The organism is Neisseria weixii (assembly GCF_042658245.1).
Lineage (GTDB): Bacteria > Pseudomonadota > Gammaproteobacteria > Burkholderiales > Neisseriaceae > Neisseria > Neisseria weixii.
Genome location: NZ_JBHSPY010000042.1, coordinates 1 through 15,147, shown reverse-complemented (window position 1 = coordinate 15,147; position 15,147 = coordinate 1). Strand labels below are relative to the sequence as shown.

The 15,147-nt window shown below is 47.1% G+C and carries 13 protein-coding genes and 1 other RNA gene; 8 read left to right on the top strand and 6 right to left on the bottom strand.

Annotated elements, in window-relative coordinates:
• Nucleotides 1-218 precede the first annotated feature (218 nt).
• From ACFPVS_RS12715 to ACFPVS_RS12705, 3 genes are read right to left on the bottom strand one after another with little or no spacing between them, the layout of a single operon-like run.
• The gene (locus ACFPVS_RS12715; protein ID WP_123804949.1) at nt 219-1,097 is read right to left on the bottom strand and encodes an ABC transporter permease subunit; all 879 of its coding nucleotides are present in this window, start codon (nt 1,095-1,097) and stop codon (nt 219-221) included.
• A complete protein-coding gene (locus ACFPVS_RS12710) occupies nt 1,097-2,071 on the bottom strand; it encodes an ABC transporter permease subunit (RefSeq protein WP_123804948.1) in 975 nt (324 codons plus the stop codon). Before ACFPVS_RS12710 ends, ACFPVS_RS12715 begins: the two co-directional genes overlap by 1 nt.
• A gap of 15 nt (nt 2,072-2,086) precedes the next feature.
• The gene (locus ACFPVS_RS12705; protein ID WP_096296129.1) at nt 2,087-3,211 is read right to left on the bottom strand and encodes an ABC transporter ATP-binding protein; all 1,125 of its coding nucleotides are present in this window, start codon (nt 3,209-3,211) and stop codon (nt 2,087-2,089) included.
• Nucleotides 3,212-3,706: 495 nt separating this feature from the next.
• Between ACFPVS_RS12705 and ACFPVS_RS12700 the strand changes: the two genes are divergently transcribed.
• Together ACFPVS_RS12700 and radC are read left to right on the top strand one after the other, a co-directional pair.
• Nucleotides 3,707-4,501 carry a peptidase gene (locus ACFPVS_RS12700; RefSeq protein WP_096295372.1) on the top strand — a complete coding sequence of 265 codons (795 nt, stop codon included), beginning with the start codon at nt 3,707-3,709 and terminating at the stop codon, nt 4,499-4,501.
• A 159-nt stretch (nt 4,502-4,660) separates the two neighbouring features.
• Nucleotides 4,661-5,338 (top strand): RadC family protein, encoded by a 678-nt coding sequence (gene radC / locus ACFPVS_RS12695; protein ID WP_096295371.1) that lies wholly within the window; start codon nt 4,661-4,663, stop codon nt 5,336-5,338.
• A gap of 55 nt (nt 5,339-5,393) precedes the next feature.
• Here radC and ACFPVS_RS12690 read toward each other — a convergent pair whose 3' ends face one another.
• On the bottom strand, nt 5,394-5,897 hold the full coding sequence (locus ACFPVS_RS12690; protein ID WP_096295370.1) for a DUF1841 family protein: 504 nt from the start codon (nt 5,895-5,897) through the stop codon (nt 5,394-5,396).
• A 285-nt stretch (nt 5,898-6,182) separates the two neighbouring features.
• Here ACFPVS_RS12690 and ssrA point away from each other — a divergent pair.
• Nucleotides 6,183-6,546: a transfer-messenger RNA gene (gene ssrA, locus ACFPVS_RS12685) on the top strand.
• A gap of 429 nt (nt 6,547-6,975) precedes the next feature.
• On the top strand, nt 6,976-8,691 hold the full coding sequence (locus ACFPVS_RS12680; RefSeq protein ID WP_096295369.1) for a proline--tRNA ligase: 1,716 nt from the start codon (nt 6,976-6,978) through the stop codon (nt 8,689-8,691).
• Nucleotides 8,692-8,953: 262 nt separating this feature from the next.
• Here ACFPVS_RS12680 and ACFPVS_RS12675 read toward each other — a convergent pair whose 3' ends face one another.
• Nucleotides 8,954-10,429: a S41 family peptidase gene (locus ACFPVS_RS12675; RefSeq protein ID WP_378595828.1), complete on the bottom strand. Its 1,476-nt coding sequence runs from the start codon at nt 10,427-10,429 to the stop codon at nt 8,954-8,956.
• 227 nt (nt 10,430-10,656) lie between these two features.
• Nucleotides 10,657-12,492 carry a peptidoglycan DD-metalloendopeptidase family protein gene (locus ACFPVS_RS12670; RefSeq protein WP_096295368.1) on the bottom strand — a complete coding sequence of 612 codons (1,836 nt, stop codon included), beginning with the start codon at nt 12,490-12,492 and terminating at the stop codon, nt 10,657-10,659.
• Between the two features lie 158 nt (nt 12,493-12,650).
• Between ACFPVS_RS12670 and ACFPVS_RS12665 the strand changes: the two genes are divergently transcribed.
• From ACFPVS_RS12665 to ACFPVS_RS12650, 4 genes are all read left to right on the top strand, one after another.
• A complete protein-coding gene (locus ACFPVS_RS12665) occupies nt 12,651-13,208 on the top strand; it encodes a CreA family protein (protein WP_157742739.1) in 558 nt (185 codons plus the stop codon).
• Nucleotides 13,209-13,224: 16 nt separating this feature from the next.
• Entirely contained in the window at nt 13,225-13,773 is a 549-nt protein-coding gene (locus tag ACFPVS_RS12660) for a YqgE/AlgH family protein (RefSeq protein WP_096295367.1), read from the top strand.
• Nucleotides 13,766-14,233 carry a Holliday junction resolvase RuvX gene (gene ruvX / locus ACFPVS_RS12655; RefSeq protein ID WP_096295366.1) on the top strand — a complete coding sequence of 156 codons (468 nt, stop codon included), beginning with the start codon at nt 13,766-13,768 and terminating at the stop codon, nt 14,231-14,233. The genes ACFPVS_RS12660 and ruvX overlap by 8 nt, the downstream gene beginning before the upstream one ends.
• A gap of 165 nt (nt 14,234-14,398) precedes the next feature.
• Nucleotides 14,399-14,821, top strand: coding sequence for a YidB family protein (locus ACFPVS_RS12650; RefSeq protein WP_096295365.1), 423 nt, complete (start codon nt 14,399-14,401; stop codon nt 14,819-14,821).
• Nucleotides 14,822-15,147: the final 326 nt, after the last annotated feature.

Sequence of the window (15,147 nt, the reverse complement as noted above, 5' to 3'; positions counted from 1 at the left end):
ACGGGCAGCTGCCGGTATGTTTACCCGTCATGATTCGGGCTTGTTGCTGGAAGAAGCTGCTCATAAAAAACTCCTCTGAATTCTTTAGGGGGAATTTAGGGGAGTTTTGGGTTTTTTGCAAAGGTCTCGGCCTTTGTTTGTTCAACAAATAAGCAATATATTCCTCATAAAAAGAGCCACTTTAAAAGTGGCTCTTTTCTTTGCTTTATGCGGTTGATTTATTGAATCGCTGCTTTTTCTTGGCGGTAAGCTTCGGCAGCTTCACGGTCACGCTTGGTGGCTTGGCGCATCATCCAATAGTTACCCAGAATCACCAGTGTGCCGATCACGGCGATAAAGATGGTTGCCAATACGTTCATCTGCGGATCCAAACCCAGTTTGATTTTAGAGAAAATCACTTGCGGCAAAGTCGAAGACCCCGGGCCTGACAAGAACGATGTAATCACCAAATCATCCAGCGACAAAGTAATCCCCAACAGGAAGCCGGAAGCAATTGCAGGGGCAATCAGCGGCAGGGTAATCACGAAGAAGATTTTCAGCGGACGAGCACCTAAGTCCATGGCCGCTTCTTCCAACGATTGATCTAATTCAATCAAACGCGAGCGAATCACCACCGTAATATAGGCCATGCATAAAGTGGTGTGACCCAAGAAAATGGTAAAAAAACCGCGCTCGAAGTAAAGCGCTTGCAGCCATTCGCTGTTTTGCAGGAACATTTGCACCTGGATAATCAGCAGCAACATCGACAAACCGGTAATCACATCCGGCATCACCATCGGCGCGGAAACCATGCCCGCAAACAAGGTGTTGCCACGGAAACGCTTAATACGCGCCATCGCATAGCCGGCCAGCGTGCCGAGCACCACTGCGGCCAATGATGAAACCACGGCAATGCGCAGCGACAACCAAGCGGCTTCCAGAATGGTACTGTTTTGCATTAAGGCTGCGTACCATTTGGTGGAAAAACCGCCCCAAACCGTTACCAGCTTGGATTCATTGAATGAGTAAATCACCAGCACAAACAGTGGGATATACAAAAATGCCAATGAAATGAACAGCATCAACTTTAAGAACCAAGATAATTTTTGTTTATGCATTATTTCGATCCTTCTTCAATTTGACGGTTGTCGTAATGCTGATACAGCGCAATCGGAATCACCAGCAAAATCACCATCACCACGGCAACGGCAGAAGCCAGCGGCCAGTTGTTTTGGTCGAAGAATGCCTGCCACAATACTTTACCGATCATCAGGTTTTCCGAGCCGCCGACCAATTCCGGAATCACAAATTCACCGACCGCCGGTACAAATACCAGCATAGAGCCTGCGATAATGCCGGTTTTCGACAATGGCAGAGTAATGGTGAAAAAGGATTTAATCGGCCCGGCACCTAAGTCGGAAGCGGCTTCCAGCAAACGGCCATCGAGTTTCACCAATTGTGTGTACAAAGGCAGAATCATAAACGGCAGGTAAGCGTAAACCATCACCAGATTTAGGGAAAAGGCATTGTAGAACAAATCCAGCGGCTGGCTGATGATGCCGTTTTTCATCAAGAAGTTGTTGATAATGCCGTTGTGTCCCAATAAGCCCATCCATGCGTAAACGCGTAGCAGGAATGATGTCCAAAACGGCAACATAATCGCCAGCAGCAAGCCGTTGCGAATCGACGGATTGGCGCGGGAAATGGCATAGGCTGTAGGATAGCCGATGAGCAGACAGATAATTGTTGTTGTCAACGCGGTTTTAATCGAAGACCAATAAGTCAGCAGATAAATGTTTTCGCCATTGTTACTGAACGGATTGAGCAATTGACCCAATGTCGCCCAGAAATTCTGGAAAATATCCGCATAGTTTTGGAAACTAAGCAGAATATTCAGACGGCGGAAATCTTCATCATAAGTAGTGAGTGGTGTGAACGGCGGAATGGCGATTTCCTGCTCGGCGAAGCTGATTTTCAGCACAATCACAAACGGAATCAGAAACAGCACCAGCAGCCACAGATACGGGATGCCGATCACCATGCGCTGCCCCGGTTTGCGGAACAGCTTTTTCTTTAATTGGATTAGATTCATCGCGGTATTCCTTGTTTATCGGAACAACGGCGTAGGTTGGTTTTCAGGCCAGCTTACGTAAACAGTTTCGTCCCAAGTCGGCGGTGTGATGTTACGCACGTACCAGTAAGGCGCAGGCACTTGGCTCTTAATCACACGGCCATTGGGCAATTGGATGTGGTAGATGGCAAAGCTGCCCAAGTAGGCGATTTCTTTTACTGTGCCTTGCGCCCAGTTGTAATTGCCTAAATGCTCTGGTTTGTCTTTGTACACATCGATGTCTTCCGGACGAATACTCACCCATAAATCTTGCTCGGCAGGGCCGCCCAGACCGTGGTCGATGCGCACATGATTATCCAAGCCTTCGCATTGGATAATCGCGTAATCGGCATGGTCTTCCACTACCACGCCTTCGAAAATATTGGTTTCGCCGATAAATTCAGCGGTAAAGCGGCTGTTTGGATAATCATACACATCGCTTGGCGTGCCGACCTGCTGTAATTGGCCGTCGGACATAATGGCCACGCGCGTGGCCATGGTCATGGCTTCTTCTTGGTCGTGCGTCACCATGATGCAGGTTACGCCCACTTGCTCCAGTGTGTTTACCAATTCCAATTGGGTTTGCTGGCGCAGTTTTTTATCGAGCGCGCCCAAAGGCTCGTCAAGCAACAGGATTTTCGGGCGCTTGGCCAAGCTGCGTGCCAAGGCGATACGCTGCTGCTGACCGCCGGACATCTGATGCGGTTTGCGTTTGGCAAATTTGGTCATTTGCACCAAGCGCAGCATTTCTTCTACGCGCGCATCAATTTCGCCTTTGGGCATTTTGTCTTGTTTCAGACCGAAAGCGATGTTTTGTTCAACCGTCATGTGGGGGAACAGGGCATAGCTTTGAAACATCATATTAATCGGGCGGTCATACGGCGCGAGCTTGGTAATATCTTGGTTATCCAGAATAATTTTGCCCTGGTTCGGGATTTCCATGCCCGCCAGCATACGCAGCAGCGTGGATTTGCCACTGCCCGAGCTGCCCAAAAGGGCGAAGATTTCGTGTTGATAGATATCCAAGTCGATGTTATCGACAGCGTAATTGTCACCAAACTTTTTCACCAAACCCTGGATTTGCAAATAAGGTTTGGCAGAAGACGCAGTGGTTGCGGTCATAATGGCAATACTCCAAAAATTGAAACGAGTACCGGCAAAACGGATTTTCGATGGGTGATAAAAAGCTGTTTTGATTGCTGGAGGGCGTTTCATACGGCATAAAAAAAGGCCGTCTGAAAACGCTTGCAGAGCGCACGGGCAGCGGGAAAGGGGGGAACAACGTTCCCAAAATTAAATAAACTGGCTGATTTGCAGACTATTTAATTTTGAAGACGTGAAAAGACTTACTTCAAGTGAACTTAACATTATATTAGTCTAAGTGGGTTGGGGGCAATATTAAATTTTTGTTAACGGCTTATTTAAATAGATTCGCCGTGATTCAGCGGCAAAAAAGGGATAAGGTGGAAAGCCGATTGATTTAAGCCGATGATATTTTCAGACGGCCTGAAATGCCGTCTGAAAGCAAAATGGTCATATTATTAAGAGTATATTTGGCCTGAGTTTTTTGTTAAGATAAGCATGAGAAGATTATCATGGCAGTATGGAAGGGAAGAGATGGAACTCAAAAAAATAGTCAAAATCAGCAATATCATCGGCTTGATTTCGATATTGTTGTTGATGTATTGGGTGTTTTCATTTGTGTTGATTGAAGTGTTCGGGTTGAAAGTTTTCCGTGAACACATGACCGGTATGTTTGGCTTGAGCATTTTGGGTATTTTGGCTTTGATGGCCGGCGCATTGATGTTGAATATCATGGCTAACTTAACGCGCATTGCCGAGCGCGGGCAGCAAGCAACAGTTGTCGGCGGTAAGAAACTGATTCATGGCGTATTGCTGGTGTTTCCTTTGTTGGCAGCAATCTTATTCGGCGGCAATTATCTGACCATTCAGAAAAAGCAGCAGCTGTTAGAGCATTCTGCGCAAAGCTTGATTCAGGATAATCAGCAACAAGTGGCATGGCTTGCCGGCTATCGTTTTGCCCCCAAGCAATTTCAGACGGCCAAAGAGATTTTGATCTTACTGAACAAGCAAGGCCGCTCGTTTAATCAGGTTTCCTTGATTGTGCCCGATAAGATTAACGGTAAACCGGTATTACTGAATTTAAGCCTTGATAAAATGGCTTATTTAGGTGATAAAACTCAACCGGCCGGTAAAAGCGATTTTCTTTATGCCGCCGATTTAGCCGAGCGCGATTATTTAAATGCCGCTTTCCGGCAGCACGCCAATGCGTCGCGTTTTGATCATGCAAATGGCCATTATGTCTTGCTTTATCCTTATCAAAAAGACGGTAAAACCGTGGGTGTGCTGCGTTTGAGTGATTATCAGGCTTATGGCAAATTAGGCAGTTAAAATGTATCCATGCCGTCTGAAACCGATTTCAGACGGTATTGTTGTATACAGCAAACGTATTCGCCATGATTTCTATATTTTGAATAAAGAAAGATTGGATACTACCTTAAATTAATATAGTATAAAACTATAATAAAAGTAATTATTATAAAGGTTTGTATGAGTATTAAAGAATGGCCTGAAGGGGAACGGCCGCGTGAAAAATTATTGGCACGCGGGGCAGCAGCATTGAGTGACGCCGAATTGCTGGCGATTTTGCTTAGAGTAGGCACGCGCGGTATGAGCGCGGTGGATTTAGCGCGTTATCTGCTGCAACAATTCGGCAGCTTGGGCAAGCTGATGAGTGCAGAAGCGCGCGCATTATCTGCGCATAAAGGCATGGGCTTGGCCAGCTTTACCCAGTTTGCGGTAGTGAAAGAAATCGGGCGGCGGATTTTAAGCGAAGAGTTGCAGCAAAACATGACGCTGAGTAATCCGCAAGCCGCCGGCGATTATTTGAGGCTTAACTTAGGACACGAAAAAGTTGAAGTCAGTTTAGCCTTGCTGCTCAATCGTCAAAACCAACTGATTGCCGTGCGCGAATTGTCGCGCGGAACGGTGGCGGAAAACACGGTTTATATCCGTGAAATTGTCAAACTGGCGCTTGACGAATACGCCGACAGTCTGATTATCGCCCACAACCATCCGGGCGGACACGCGAGGCCGTCTGAAGCGGATATTCAGTTCACCAAAAGATTGGCGCAGGCGCTGAATTTGGTGGATATTTGGCTGCTGGATCATTTTGTAGTTACCGCGCGGGAAGCTTATTCTATGCGGCAGGCGGGGTTGATGGACTAACATCATCAAGGCCGTCTGAAAGCAAATCAAGTTTCAGACGGCCTCATCATTCCCATTACTCACGCTCGCTAAGTTTATCGGACAAACCCACTTCGTGCGGATTCAAACGTGCGTGTTCCTCCTGCCCCAATCCGGCCAATTTACGCAAACGCGTCATGTAAGCATTGACATCCAAACCGCGGCCATAGCGTTGCGCTTCCCACAAGGTTTCCGCCAGCGCGTCCATCATCTCATGCTCGGCACGAACCCAGTCATAATGATAACGCGCGCACAATTGCGCATGTATCACACGAATGCCCGGCGGCTGGTCGATGGCCGCTTGTTCCTGCAAAGACAAATGCAGCGACATGTGCAAAAAAGGATTGCTTTCCCCATCTTCCGGCAGCCAGTTTTTATCTAAATAATTGTCGATGTCTGCCAAGTAATGTTCATATTCCGGATGAGCTTCAATGATGCGCAAAGCCTTTTGCTGCAAACCATCCAGTTGCAGCGGTGTGAAGCGGTGTTGCCATACATGGGCAAAGAAACGGCGCACATCGTGGGTGTTGACATCATACATGTTGGGTATCCTGTTCAGACGGCCTTGTATATTTGCTTCAGATAGAAATAATATAGCGTTGCCTAGGTGTACACGGCAGCTGCTGTCGTTTGTCTGATTTCTATTTGAAACGAAATATCTATATCAATAGATATCAATGGGCCGTCTGAAAATTAAGTAGGTGTTGCGGAATAATCGAGAGAGTGTAGCCCTTTTTTATCCTGCTTGCCACAAACAATCGTTTCAGACTGCCTGATAAAGATTGGCAAAACCGCATACTCTGCGTATAATGAACCTTTCCTATCTGGGGGCGATCTTGGTTTCGACGGGGGTTGCGAAGCAGATGCGGGCATACCGGGGTCTCAGATTCCCGTAAAACACTGAATCTAAATAGTCGCAAACGACGAAACTTACGCTTTAGCCGCTTAAGGCTAGCCGTTGCAGCAGTTGGCCGATGGGCTGTGTAGGGTCAAACCTACGGCAACGTCATTTCACATTGGCTGGTTTTCCGTCGGGTTACTTGGCGGAAAATAAGATTTAAGGTAACTGGCTTCCCAAGAGCCTGTCTGTCGGCGCAAGGGAAGCAAGATTTCAAGTAGGCAAGACTAAGTATGTAGAACGCTTTGTAGAGGACTTTCGGACGGGGGTTCAATTCCCCCCGCCTCCACCAGATTCTCTAAACGCCATGTTGCAAAACATGGCGTTTTTTATTTCATATTATCTCAGAAAAATCTTGACAAAAGCATAGGTATAATTCCGGTTTTGAAGCTATTTTTATGACGAAAGCTTATATTTCAAGACCGTGGAAATCTATACACAAACTTTGTGGATAACCTTGTGGGTAAACTTTGAATAAACAAAAAAAACGTTTTAGCGACAATCATGCTGTTAAGTTGCTTAAAATTTAATCAATTTAAATTCAATAAAATCAATATGTTATATATTTAATGGTATTTGGGACCCTGTGAAAATAAAATTTTTAAGTAAAACAAAGTGCTGCAAAGGTGTGCACAAATTTCCGTTGACAGGTGAAAAATTATTAAATTTCTGCCAATCGCGTTACAATAGCTGTTTATTTTGAACATTCGAACCAGACATCATGAAAGCCAGTCAATTTTTTATCTCTACTTTAAAAGAAGCGCCTGCGGAAGCTTCGCTTGCCAGCCATCAATTAATGCTGCGTGCCGGTTTGATCAAATCGGTGGCGTCGGGTTTGTACACGTGGATGCCTATGGGCTTGCGTGTGTTGCGCAAAGTGGAAAATGTGGTGCGTGAGGAAATGAATCGTGCGGGCAGCGTGGAATTGCTGATGCCGGTAGTGCAGCCTGCTGAATTGTGGCAGGAATCCGGCCGCTGGGAGTTTTACGGTAAAGAATTGCTGCGCTTGAAAGACCGTAAAGATGCCGATTTCTGCATGGGGCCGACTTGTGAGGAAGTGATTACAGATATTGTGCGCAAGGAAATCAGCAGCTACAAGCAATTGCCGAAGAATTTTTACCATATCCAAACTAAATTCCGTGATGAAATCCGCCCTCGTTTCGGCGTGATGCGTGCGCGTGAGTTTGTGATGAAAGATGCTTATTCGTTTCATGCGGATTTTGAATCTTTGCAGGCGACTTATCAGGATATGTATGACGCGTATTGCCGTATATTTAACCGTTTGGGCTTGGATTTCCGCCCGGTGGCGGCGGATACGGGCAGCATCGGCGGCACGGGTTCGCATGAATTCCAGGTGTTGGCCGATAGCGGTGAAGACGTAATTGCTTATAGCGATGCGTCTGATTACGCCGCCAATATCGAATTGGCACCGACGTTGCCTTTGAGCGGCGAGCGTGCGGCAGCGCAAGCAACATTAAATAAGGTTCATACGCCGAATGTGAAAACGATTGCGGCCTTGGTCGGATTTTTGGATATTCCGATTGAGCAAACGCTGAAATCGATTGTGGTTGAAGGTGAGGAAGAAGGCGAAATCGTGTTGCTGCTGTTACGTGGCGATCATGAGTTTAACGACATTAAAGCGGAAAAATTGGCCGGTGTGAAATCGCCTTTGAGTATGGCGGCTCCGGAAGCGATTTTGGCGCAATTTGGTGCCAATGGTGGTTCGCTGGGGCCGGTTGGCTTCAAGGGCAAGATTTATGCCGATTTCGCCACTGAAAAAGGCACAGATTGGGTAATTGGTGCCAATGAAGACGACTACCACTACACCGGCTTCAACTTTGGCCGCGATTCGGCAGAGCCTGAATTTGTCGATTTGCGCAATGTGGTAGAGGGGGATACCAGTCCGGACGGTCAAGGCCGTCTGAAACTGGCGCGCGGTATTGAAGTGGGTCATGTGTTCCAATTGCGCGATAAATATTCTAAAGCTTTGAATGCGTCTTTCTTGGATAATAATGGTAAGTCGCAGATCATGGAAATGGGTTGCTACGGCATTGGTGTGACTCGTGTGGTGGCGGCGGCGATTGAGCAAAATCACGATGATCGCGGCATCATTTGGACGCCGGCAATGGCGCCATTTGAAGTGGTGATTGTGCCGATGAACTACAAAAAATCTGAAGCGGTGCGTGAAGCGGCCGACCGTATCTATGCCGAACTGCAAGCCCAGGGGGTGGATGTGTTGCTAGACGATCGTGATGAGCGCGCGGGTGTATTGCTGAACGATTCCGAGTTGTTGGGTATCCCACACCGTATCGTGATTGGCGACCGTGGCCTGAAAGAAGGCAATGTAGAATATGCGCAACGCCGTGATGCCGAATCGCAAAGCGTTGCGGTTGATGATGTAGTGGCTCAAGTTGCGGCAGTGCTGAAAGCTCATTAAGGCAGTCATACTAAAAGATCGAGACCTTCGCAAAATTCCTATTGGGGGTACATTGCTTCGTTATTCGCTATTCGAAAGTTTGCCGATCTCAATGATATGTCTGAGCTTTCTTTACGCTCTAACGTCGAGCTGTACTCAAATCCGGGATTTTACAAAGGTCAAAGCCGTCTGGAAAGGATAGTTTCAGACGGCCTTTTTTATAAACAAAAAACAGGGCAGAAAACACATTCTGCCCTGTTTGATTTTGAATTCAGACCAAGAATTATTCCTTATCTTCTTTTTTATTGTCCTTTTTGGGTACCGGTTTTTTCACAGCCAAACCTAACGATTTTTGCCATTCGGTCGGGTTTTTTACCAAATCCAAAGCTTTACGTAATTGATCGTCTTTGGCTGGATTCGGCGTGCGGCGTGCGATGATGTCTTCTTCTATTTCCTTGTCGGTTTTCGGTTTGGCATCTTGTTTTAAGGCTTCTTCGGCCACTTCAGGAATCTCATTGCTGCTGTTGACATCCGTGCCGCCGAGTGGGTTGCCGATATGGCCGATTAAGTCGGCTTCGCGGCTTTCGTAGGCGCGGTCTTTGTCTTTGACTTCGACATCAGGCACAATGCCTTGCGCTTGAATCGAGCGATCATTCGGGGTGTAGTATAAAGCAGTAGTCAGTTTGACTGCGCTGCCGTTGGATAACGGAATCACGGTTTGCACCGAACCTTTACCAAAGCTTTGCGTGCCGACGACTACGGCGCGTTTGTGGTCTTGCAGCGCACCGGCCACGATTTCCGAAGCGGAAGCGGAACCGGAATTAATCAACACCGTCATCGGAATGGTCTTCAGCTCGGTAGGCAGATCGTCGAGTGGATCTTTGCCGCCGGATAAAATGTAATCTTCAGGCGTCGCTTTCAAGACCATACCGGCTTTGCCGTCGCGACCTTTGGTGCTGACAACGTTAACATCATTCGGCAGAAAGGCTGCCGATACGCCGACCGCACCGTTAAGCAGCCCCCCGGGATCATCGCGCAGGTCTAAAATCAAGCCTTTCAATGGGGCGCCGTTTTGCTTGGTTAAATCTTTTGCGGCATCTTTCACGCCGGCGATGGTGCGCTCTTGGAACTGGGTGACACGGATGTAGCCGTAACCCGGCTCAAGCAGGTGATGGCGCACGCTTTTCACTTTGATGATGGCGCGGGTCAGGTTCACCACAATCGGTTTGTCGGCATTTTTACGTGACAGGGTCAGAGTAATTTTAGTGCCGGGTTTGCCGCGCATTTTTTTCACGGCTTCGCTGACGGTCAGGCCGCGCGTTGAAGTATTGTCGATTTTGACGATGAAGTCGCCGCTTTTCACGCCCGCACGTTCGGCCGGAGTATCTTCAATCGGGGCAACCACTTTGATAAAGCCATCTTCTTGACCGATTTCCATGCCCAAGCCGCCAAATTCGCCGCTGGTGTTTTCTTTCAAGTCGGAATAGCCTTTTTTATCCATGTATTCGGAATGCGGGTCGAGACCGGCAACCATGCCTTTCATTGCGCCTTCGAATAGTTCTTCATCGGATTTGTCTTGGTAATAATTGGCTTTGATTTGGCCGTAAACTTCGGCCATGGTGCGGATGGATTTCACTGGCAAAGATTCGTCTTTAGCGCTTTTTTCGGCGGCAATGCTTTGAACGCTGAGGCTGATTGCCACACCGCTGAATGCACCTAAGGTGTAAAGTGCAACTTTTTTCAAAGTGGATTTCGACATTATTGTTAACTTTCTTTGTGTGCTTTATGAGGCAGTCTGAAAAGATGAGTTGATTTCAGACGGCCTAAATACATCGTTCATGAAACTTTAGGCGATTTGGCCTGAGGAAACAACCGTTTTAGGGTAAAAAAATGCTAGCAACTGTTTGTTTCATGCTTTTTGTTATGTTGATCAATATTCAGACGGCCTTGATATGCTTTGGAAAACATATCAAGGCTGTCTGAACATCAATTAATCCAAGAGAGCGGATTCATGTTTTGACCGTTGTAGCGGATTTCTAAATACAAGCCTTCTTCACCGCTTGGCAGGGTGCCGCTGGTGCCGATTTTATGGCCTTGGCCCACACTGTATCCTTTAACAACGCCGATTTCGCTCAAGCCTGAATACACGCTGACGTATTGGTCGCCGTGATCGACCACGACCACATTACCGTAGCCTTCCAATTCGCTGGCATACACCACATTACCCGCAGCAATGCTGTTTACCGCGGCAGGTGGCGTACTGTAGAAAACGCCTTTCCAAATCTCGCCGCTTTCACGCTGATGTCCGAACAAACCTGAGAGCATGCCGTTAACCGGCTTGTTCAGACGGCCTTGCATGCGGCTGAAGCTGTTTGGATTGCTGATGGTTACAAAGCTGCCCGATTTCGGCGCTTGCAGCTTCAGATCTTCGTCGGTGAGGTTCGACATGGCGGCACGCTCTTTCTCGGCTTGTTCCTCTTTGGCTTTGGCCGCTTGGCGGGCTTTTTCAGTAGCGGCCAAACGCGCTTCTGCTGCTTTCTTACGCGCTTCTGCTTCTTTTTTGCGCTGCTCGGCTTTTTGTTTGTCCAAATCTTTAATCAGATTGTTCAAACGTTGCTCGTTGTCTTTTTGGGTGACTGATTTTTTCGCCTCTTTGGCCATCGCGGCATTTTGGCGGCGGCTTTCGACTTGTTCGGGGGTATTTTGTGCACCTTGTTTTTTTAACGCAGCTTGTGCATTGGCCTGCAGGCGTTTCAGACGGCTTAATTCATTGTTGATTTTGCTCTCTTGCGTAGCCAGCTCTTTTTGCTGCTTGGCCAGATCTGCCATCACCTTTTCGTTTGAAGCATTGATGTAGCGGGTATAACGCAGAAAACGCGTTTTCTGGCCCGGCTCGGCATTTTTCAAAAACAAGGCCACGGCATTCGGTTGGCTGTTTTTATAATTACCGGAGACAAAACGTGAAATTTGTGCGCGTGTGTTGCCGACTTCGGCTTTGAGGCGGGTCAGTTCTTTATCCAATTGTTGCAATTTGTTCCATGCATCGCGTTGTTGGCGGTTGATGTTGGATAAATTGTTGCGGGTTTGTTGCAGCTTTTTTAAATCGGCATTTACGCGGACTAAGAAACCGGCGGTGCGCTTGCTCAAGGCTTGTTTGGCCTCCAAATCATTGGTAGCGGCGCTGACAGCGGCGCGCAATTCGTCGCTGTCTTTACTTGGTACAGTGGCGGTTTTCTTATCGTTGGCCGCATTGGCTTTAGCGGCTTCTGTTTTAGCGGCTGCTTTTTTTACCGGTTCTTTTTTAGCTGTTTCTGGCTTGGCTGGCTGTTTGCTTGTTTCTTTTTTATTGTCTTTATTGTCTTTATTGTCTTTATTGTCTTTATTGTCTTTTTTTGCTGTGGCTTCCGATTTTGCAGCTGCTTTTTTAGCCGTTTGTTTGGCGTTGCCGTCTTTCTCTTTTGCCGATTCTTTTTCTTTAGGGGTTCGGGCTGTGGCTTTTTTTACCGGCTGCTCATTGGCTTTGGGCGCTTCTTTTTTATTGTCTGCCGTTTTGGTGTTGTCATTTTTGCTATCGGTTTTGGTTTTATCGTCTTTTTTAGCAACGGCTTTGGCTTTTTCAGCAGGTTTTTTGTCTGCTTTTTCTTTGGCTTTGGACGCAGTTTTTTTATCCGTGGTTTTAGCTGCTTCTTTTGACGTGGTTGCTTTTTTGGTTTGGGTGTTTTTCTTCGCAGCGGTGGTTTTTTCTTTGGTTGAATCGTTGGCCGCGAAAGAAGGTGCGGCAAAACTGAGCAATAAGGCGAGTAAAAGAGGTTTGTAACGCATGATGTATTTTCTTAAAAGTCATTAAAAGCAACAAAACACGATTATACTGATTGTCAGGCCGTCTGAAAATCTTATTTAAACGCGTTTCACAAATGCTTGCAATCTTGTCAAACGGTCTTATATAGTATCTGTAAACTTTATCAATGAAAAAAGTAGCGATGTTGAAAAAATTGGCATTGGCCGCCGTTACAGCGGTATTGTTGGCGGCTTGCGGCGGCGGTGATTCGGATAAAATCGGTAAGGCCAGTACGGTTTTCCACATGCTGGGTAAAAACGACCGCATCGAAGTGGAAGCGTTTGATGACCCTGATGTGCAGGGCGTGGCATGTTATATTTCCTATGCCAAAAAAGGCGGGCTGAAAGAAACCGTGAATTTGGAGGAAGACGCCAGCGATGCTTCAGTATCCTGTGTGCAGTCGGCCAATATCATCCGCTACAGCGAAGCAGCAGTCGCTAAGCCGAAGCAAGTTTTCAAACGCAGCGCCAGCGTGGCGTTTAAGAGCCAGCAGATTATCCGTTATTACGACCCGAAGCGTAAGGCTTTTGCCTATTTGGTGTACAGCGATAAAATTGTGCAAGGTTCGCCGAAAAACTCTTTGAGCGCGATTTCCTGCTTCGACGGGCAGCGTGCAGATGAAAAAGAAATCGCCGGTTTGGCCAATAAGCAAGTGTATGGTGTATGTATTGTCGAAGTGGCGACGCCGGCGCAATCCTAAATAATCAAGAGAGCATATGAATTTAGCAAACTACTTTTTGGTGGCCATGCCCAATATGGACGATCCGTTTTTCCAAGACAGCGTAATTTATCTTTGCGAGCATGATGAAGAAGGTGCGTTGGGCATCATCATCAATAAGCCGTCGCCGATTACAATGGATATGATTTTTGCCGCGAGTGACCGCAATATTCCGTTGCGTATGCAGCATGAGAGTGTGATGATGGGCGGGCCGGTTCAGGTTGACCGCGGCTATGTGGTGCATACACCTTTGGGTAATTGGCAAAGCACGCTGGCGGTTACCGATAACGTGGCACTGACATCTTCGCGCGACATTATCGAGAATTTATCCGAACCCGGTGCGGTGGATAAGGCTTTGGTGAGCATTGGTTATTCAAGCTGGGGCAAAGGGCAGTTGGAACGCGAATTGGCCGATAATGTATGGCTGACCGTGCCTGCCGATGAGCATATTTTGTTTGACGTGCCGTATGAACACCGCTATGCGGCTGTGTTTGAAAAGCTCGGCATTCAGCCTGACCGTTTAGTTACAGGGGCAGGGCATGCATAAAGTACCCAAAGGCACTACGCTGGCGTTTGATTTTGGTGAAGCGCGCATAGGTGTGGCACAGGGAGATGCCGAATTAGGCATGAGCCATCCGCTGACCACCGTGACCGGCAACAGCAACGGTGCTAAGTTTGAATCGATCGCCAAGCTGATAACAGAATGGCAGCCGCGTCAATTGGCAGTCGGCCTGCCCACGCATACCGACGGCACCGAGCATAACTTAACGCGCTTGAGCCGCAAGTTCGGCCGTCGTTTGCATGGGCGGTTTAATTTGCCGGTATATTGGGTGGATGAGCGTATGTCGTCGCTGTATGCTGAAAGTTTGCTGGTTGAAGCGCAGGTATTTGGCCGGAAACAGAAATCAGTATTGGATCAAGTGGCGGCACAGGCGATTTTGCAGGGCTTTTTTGAAGGTGGTGCAGCGGAATATTTTAATGGTCGGGAAGCAGAAGACGACGAATAAAAAGCCTTTGGAGACCGTCTGAAATAAACTGATTGCTTTGTGCAACATCTTTTCAGACGGCCTGCGTATATTTTCGTTAAGAAAACAGGTAAACACGCTAATGTTTGCTACACTCAAGCCGTTTTACAACAACACATTATTTAAATTTAATTTAAAGGATAAATCATGGCTTTAATGAATACTTTGTTGAATGTGGCAACCCAAGCCCTAAATAATAATGACAATGCTAACAGCCAAAACCCATTGGTTGATATGGCGATGGATTTGGTGCAGCAGCAAGGCGGTGTGGGTAACTTGATTAACCAATTGCAACAAGGTGGTTTAGGCGAGACATTGGGTAGTTGGGTTTCTACTTCTCAAGACAATGCGCCGGTTTCAGGCAACGAATTGCAAAGCGCCTTGGGCAGTGATGTGATTGGCCAAGTGGCACAAAAATTCGGTATGGACGGTCAGCAAGCCAGTGATTTGTTGGCTCAAGTGTTACCAAACCTAGTTGACAGCGCCACGCCAAACGGCAATCCGCAAGAAGCCGATGGCTTTGGTTTGGACGACATTGCTTCGTTGGTGTTGAAAAACTTCATTAATTAAATAAGCCACCTGAAACATTGGTGTTTCAGACGGCCTTTTCCAATCTGTGAGACCTTTGCAAAACTTCCCCAAATCCTCTAAATTTGCCTCACATCGTGCCAAGGAATTTAGAGGATATTTTCATGAGCAGTTTTTTAGACCCCGACGCCTTCAACACATCGAAAAACATCTCCGATGTAGGAAATTGTCGGGTTGTTTACACTTTTTATGCAAAACAGCTTTTATTTTTTGCCTAAATGATTGTTTTAGGATTGTTGAGCATTATCAAGAACCATGCGGCGTTGCCGTGCCTTTCGGCATTCTTGACAACACTCAAAAATCCCAAA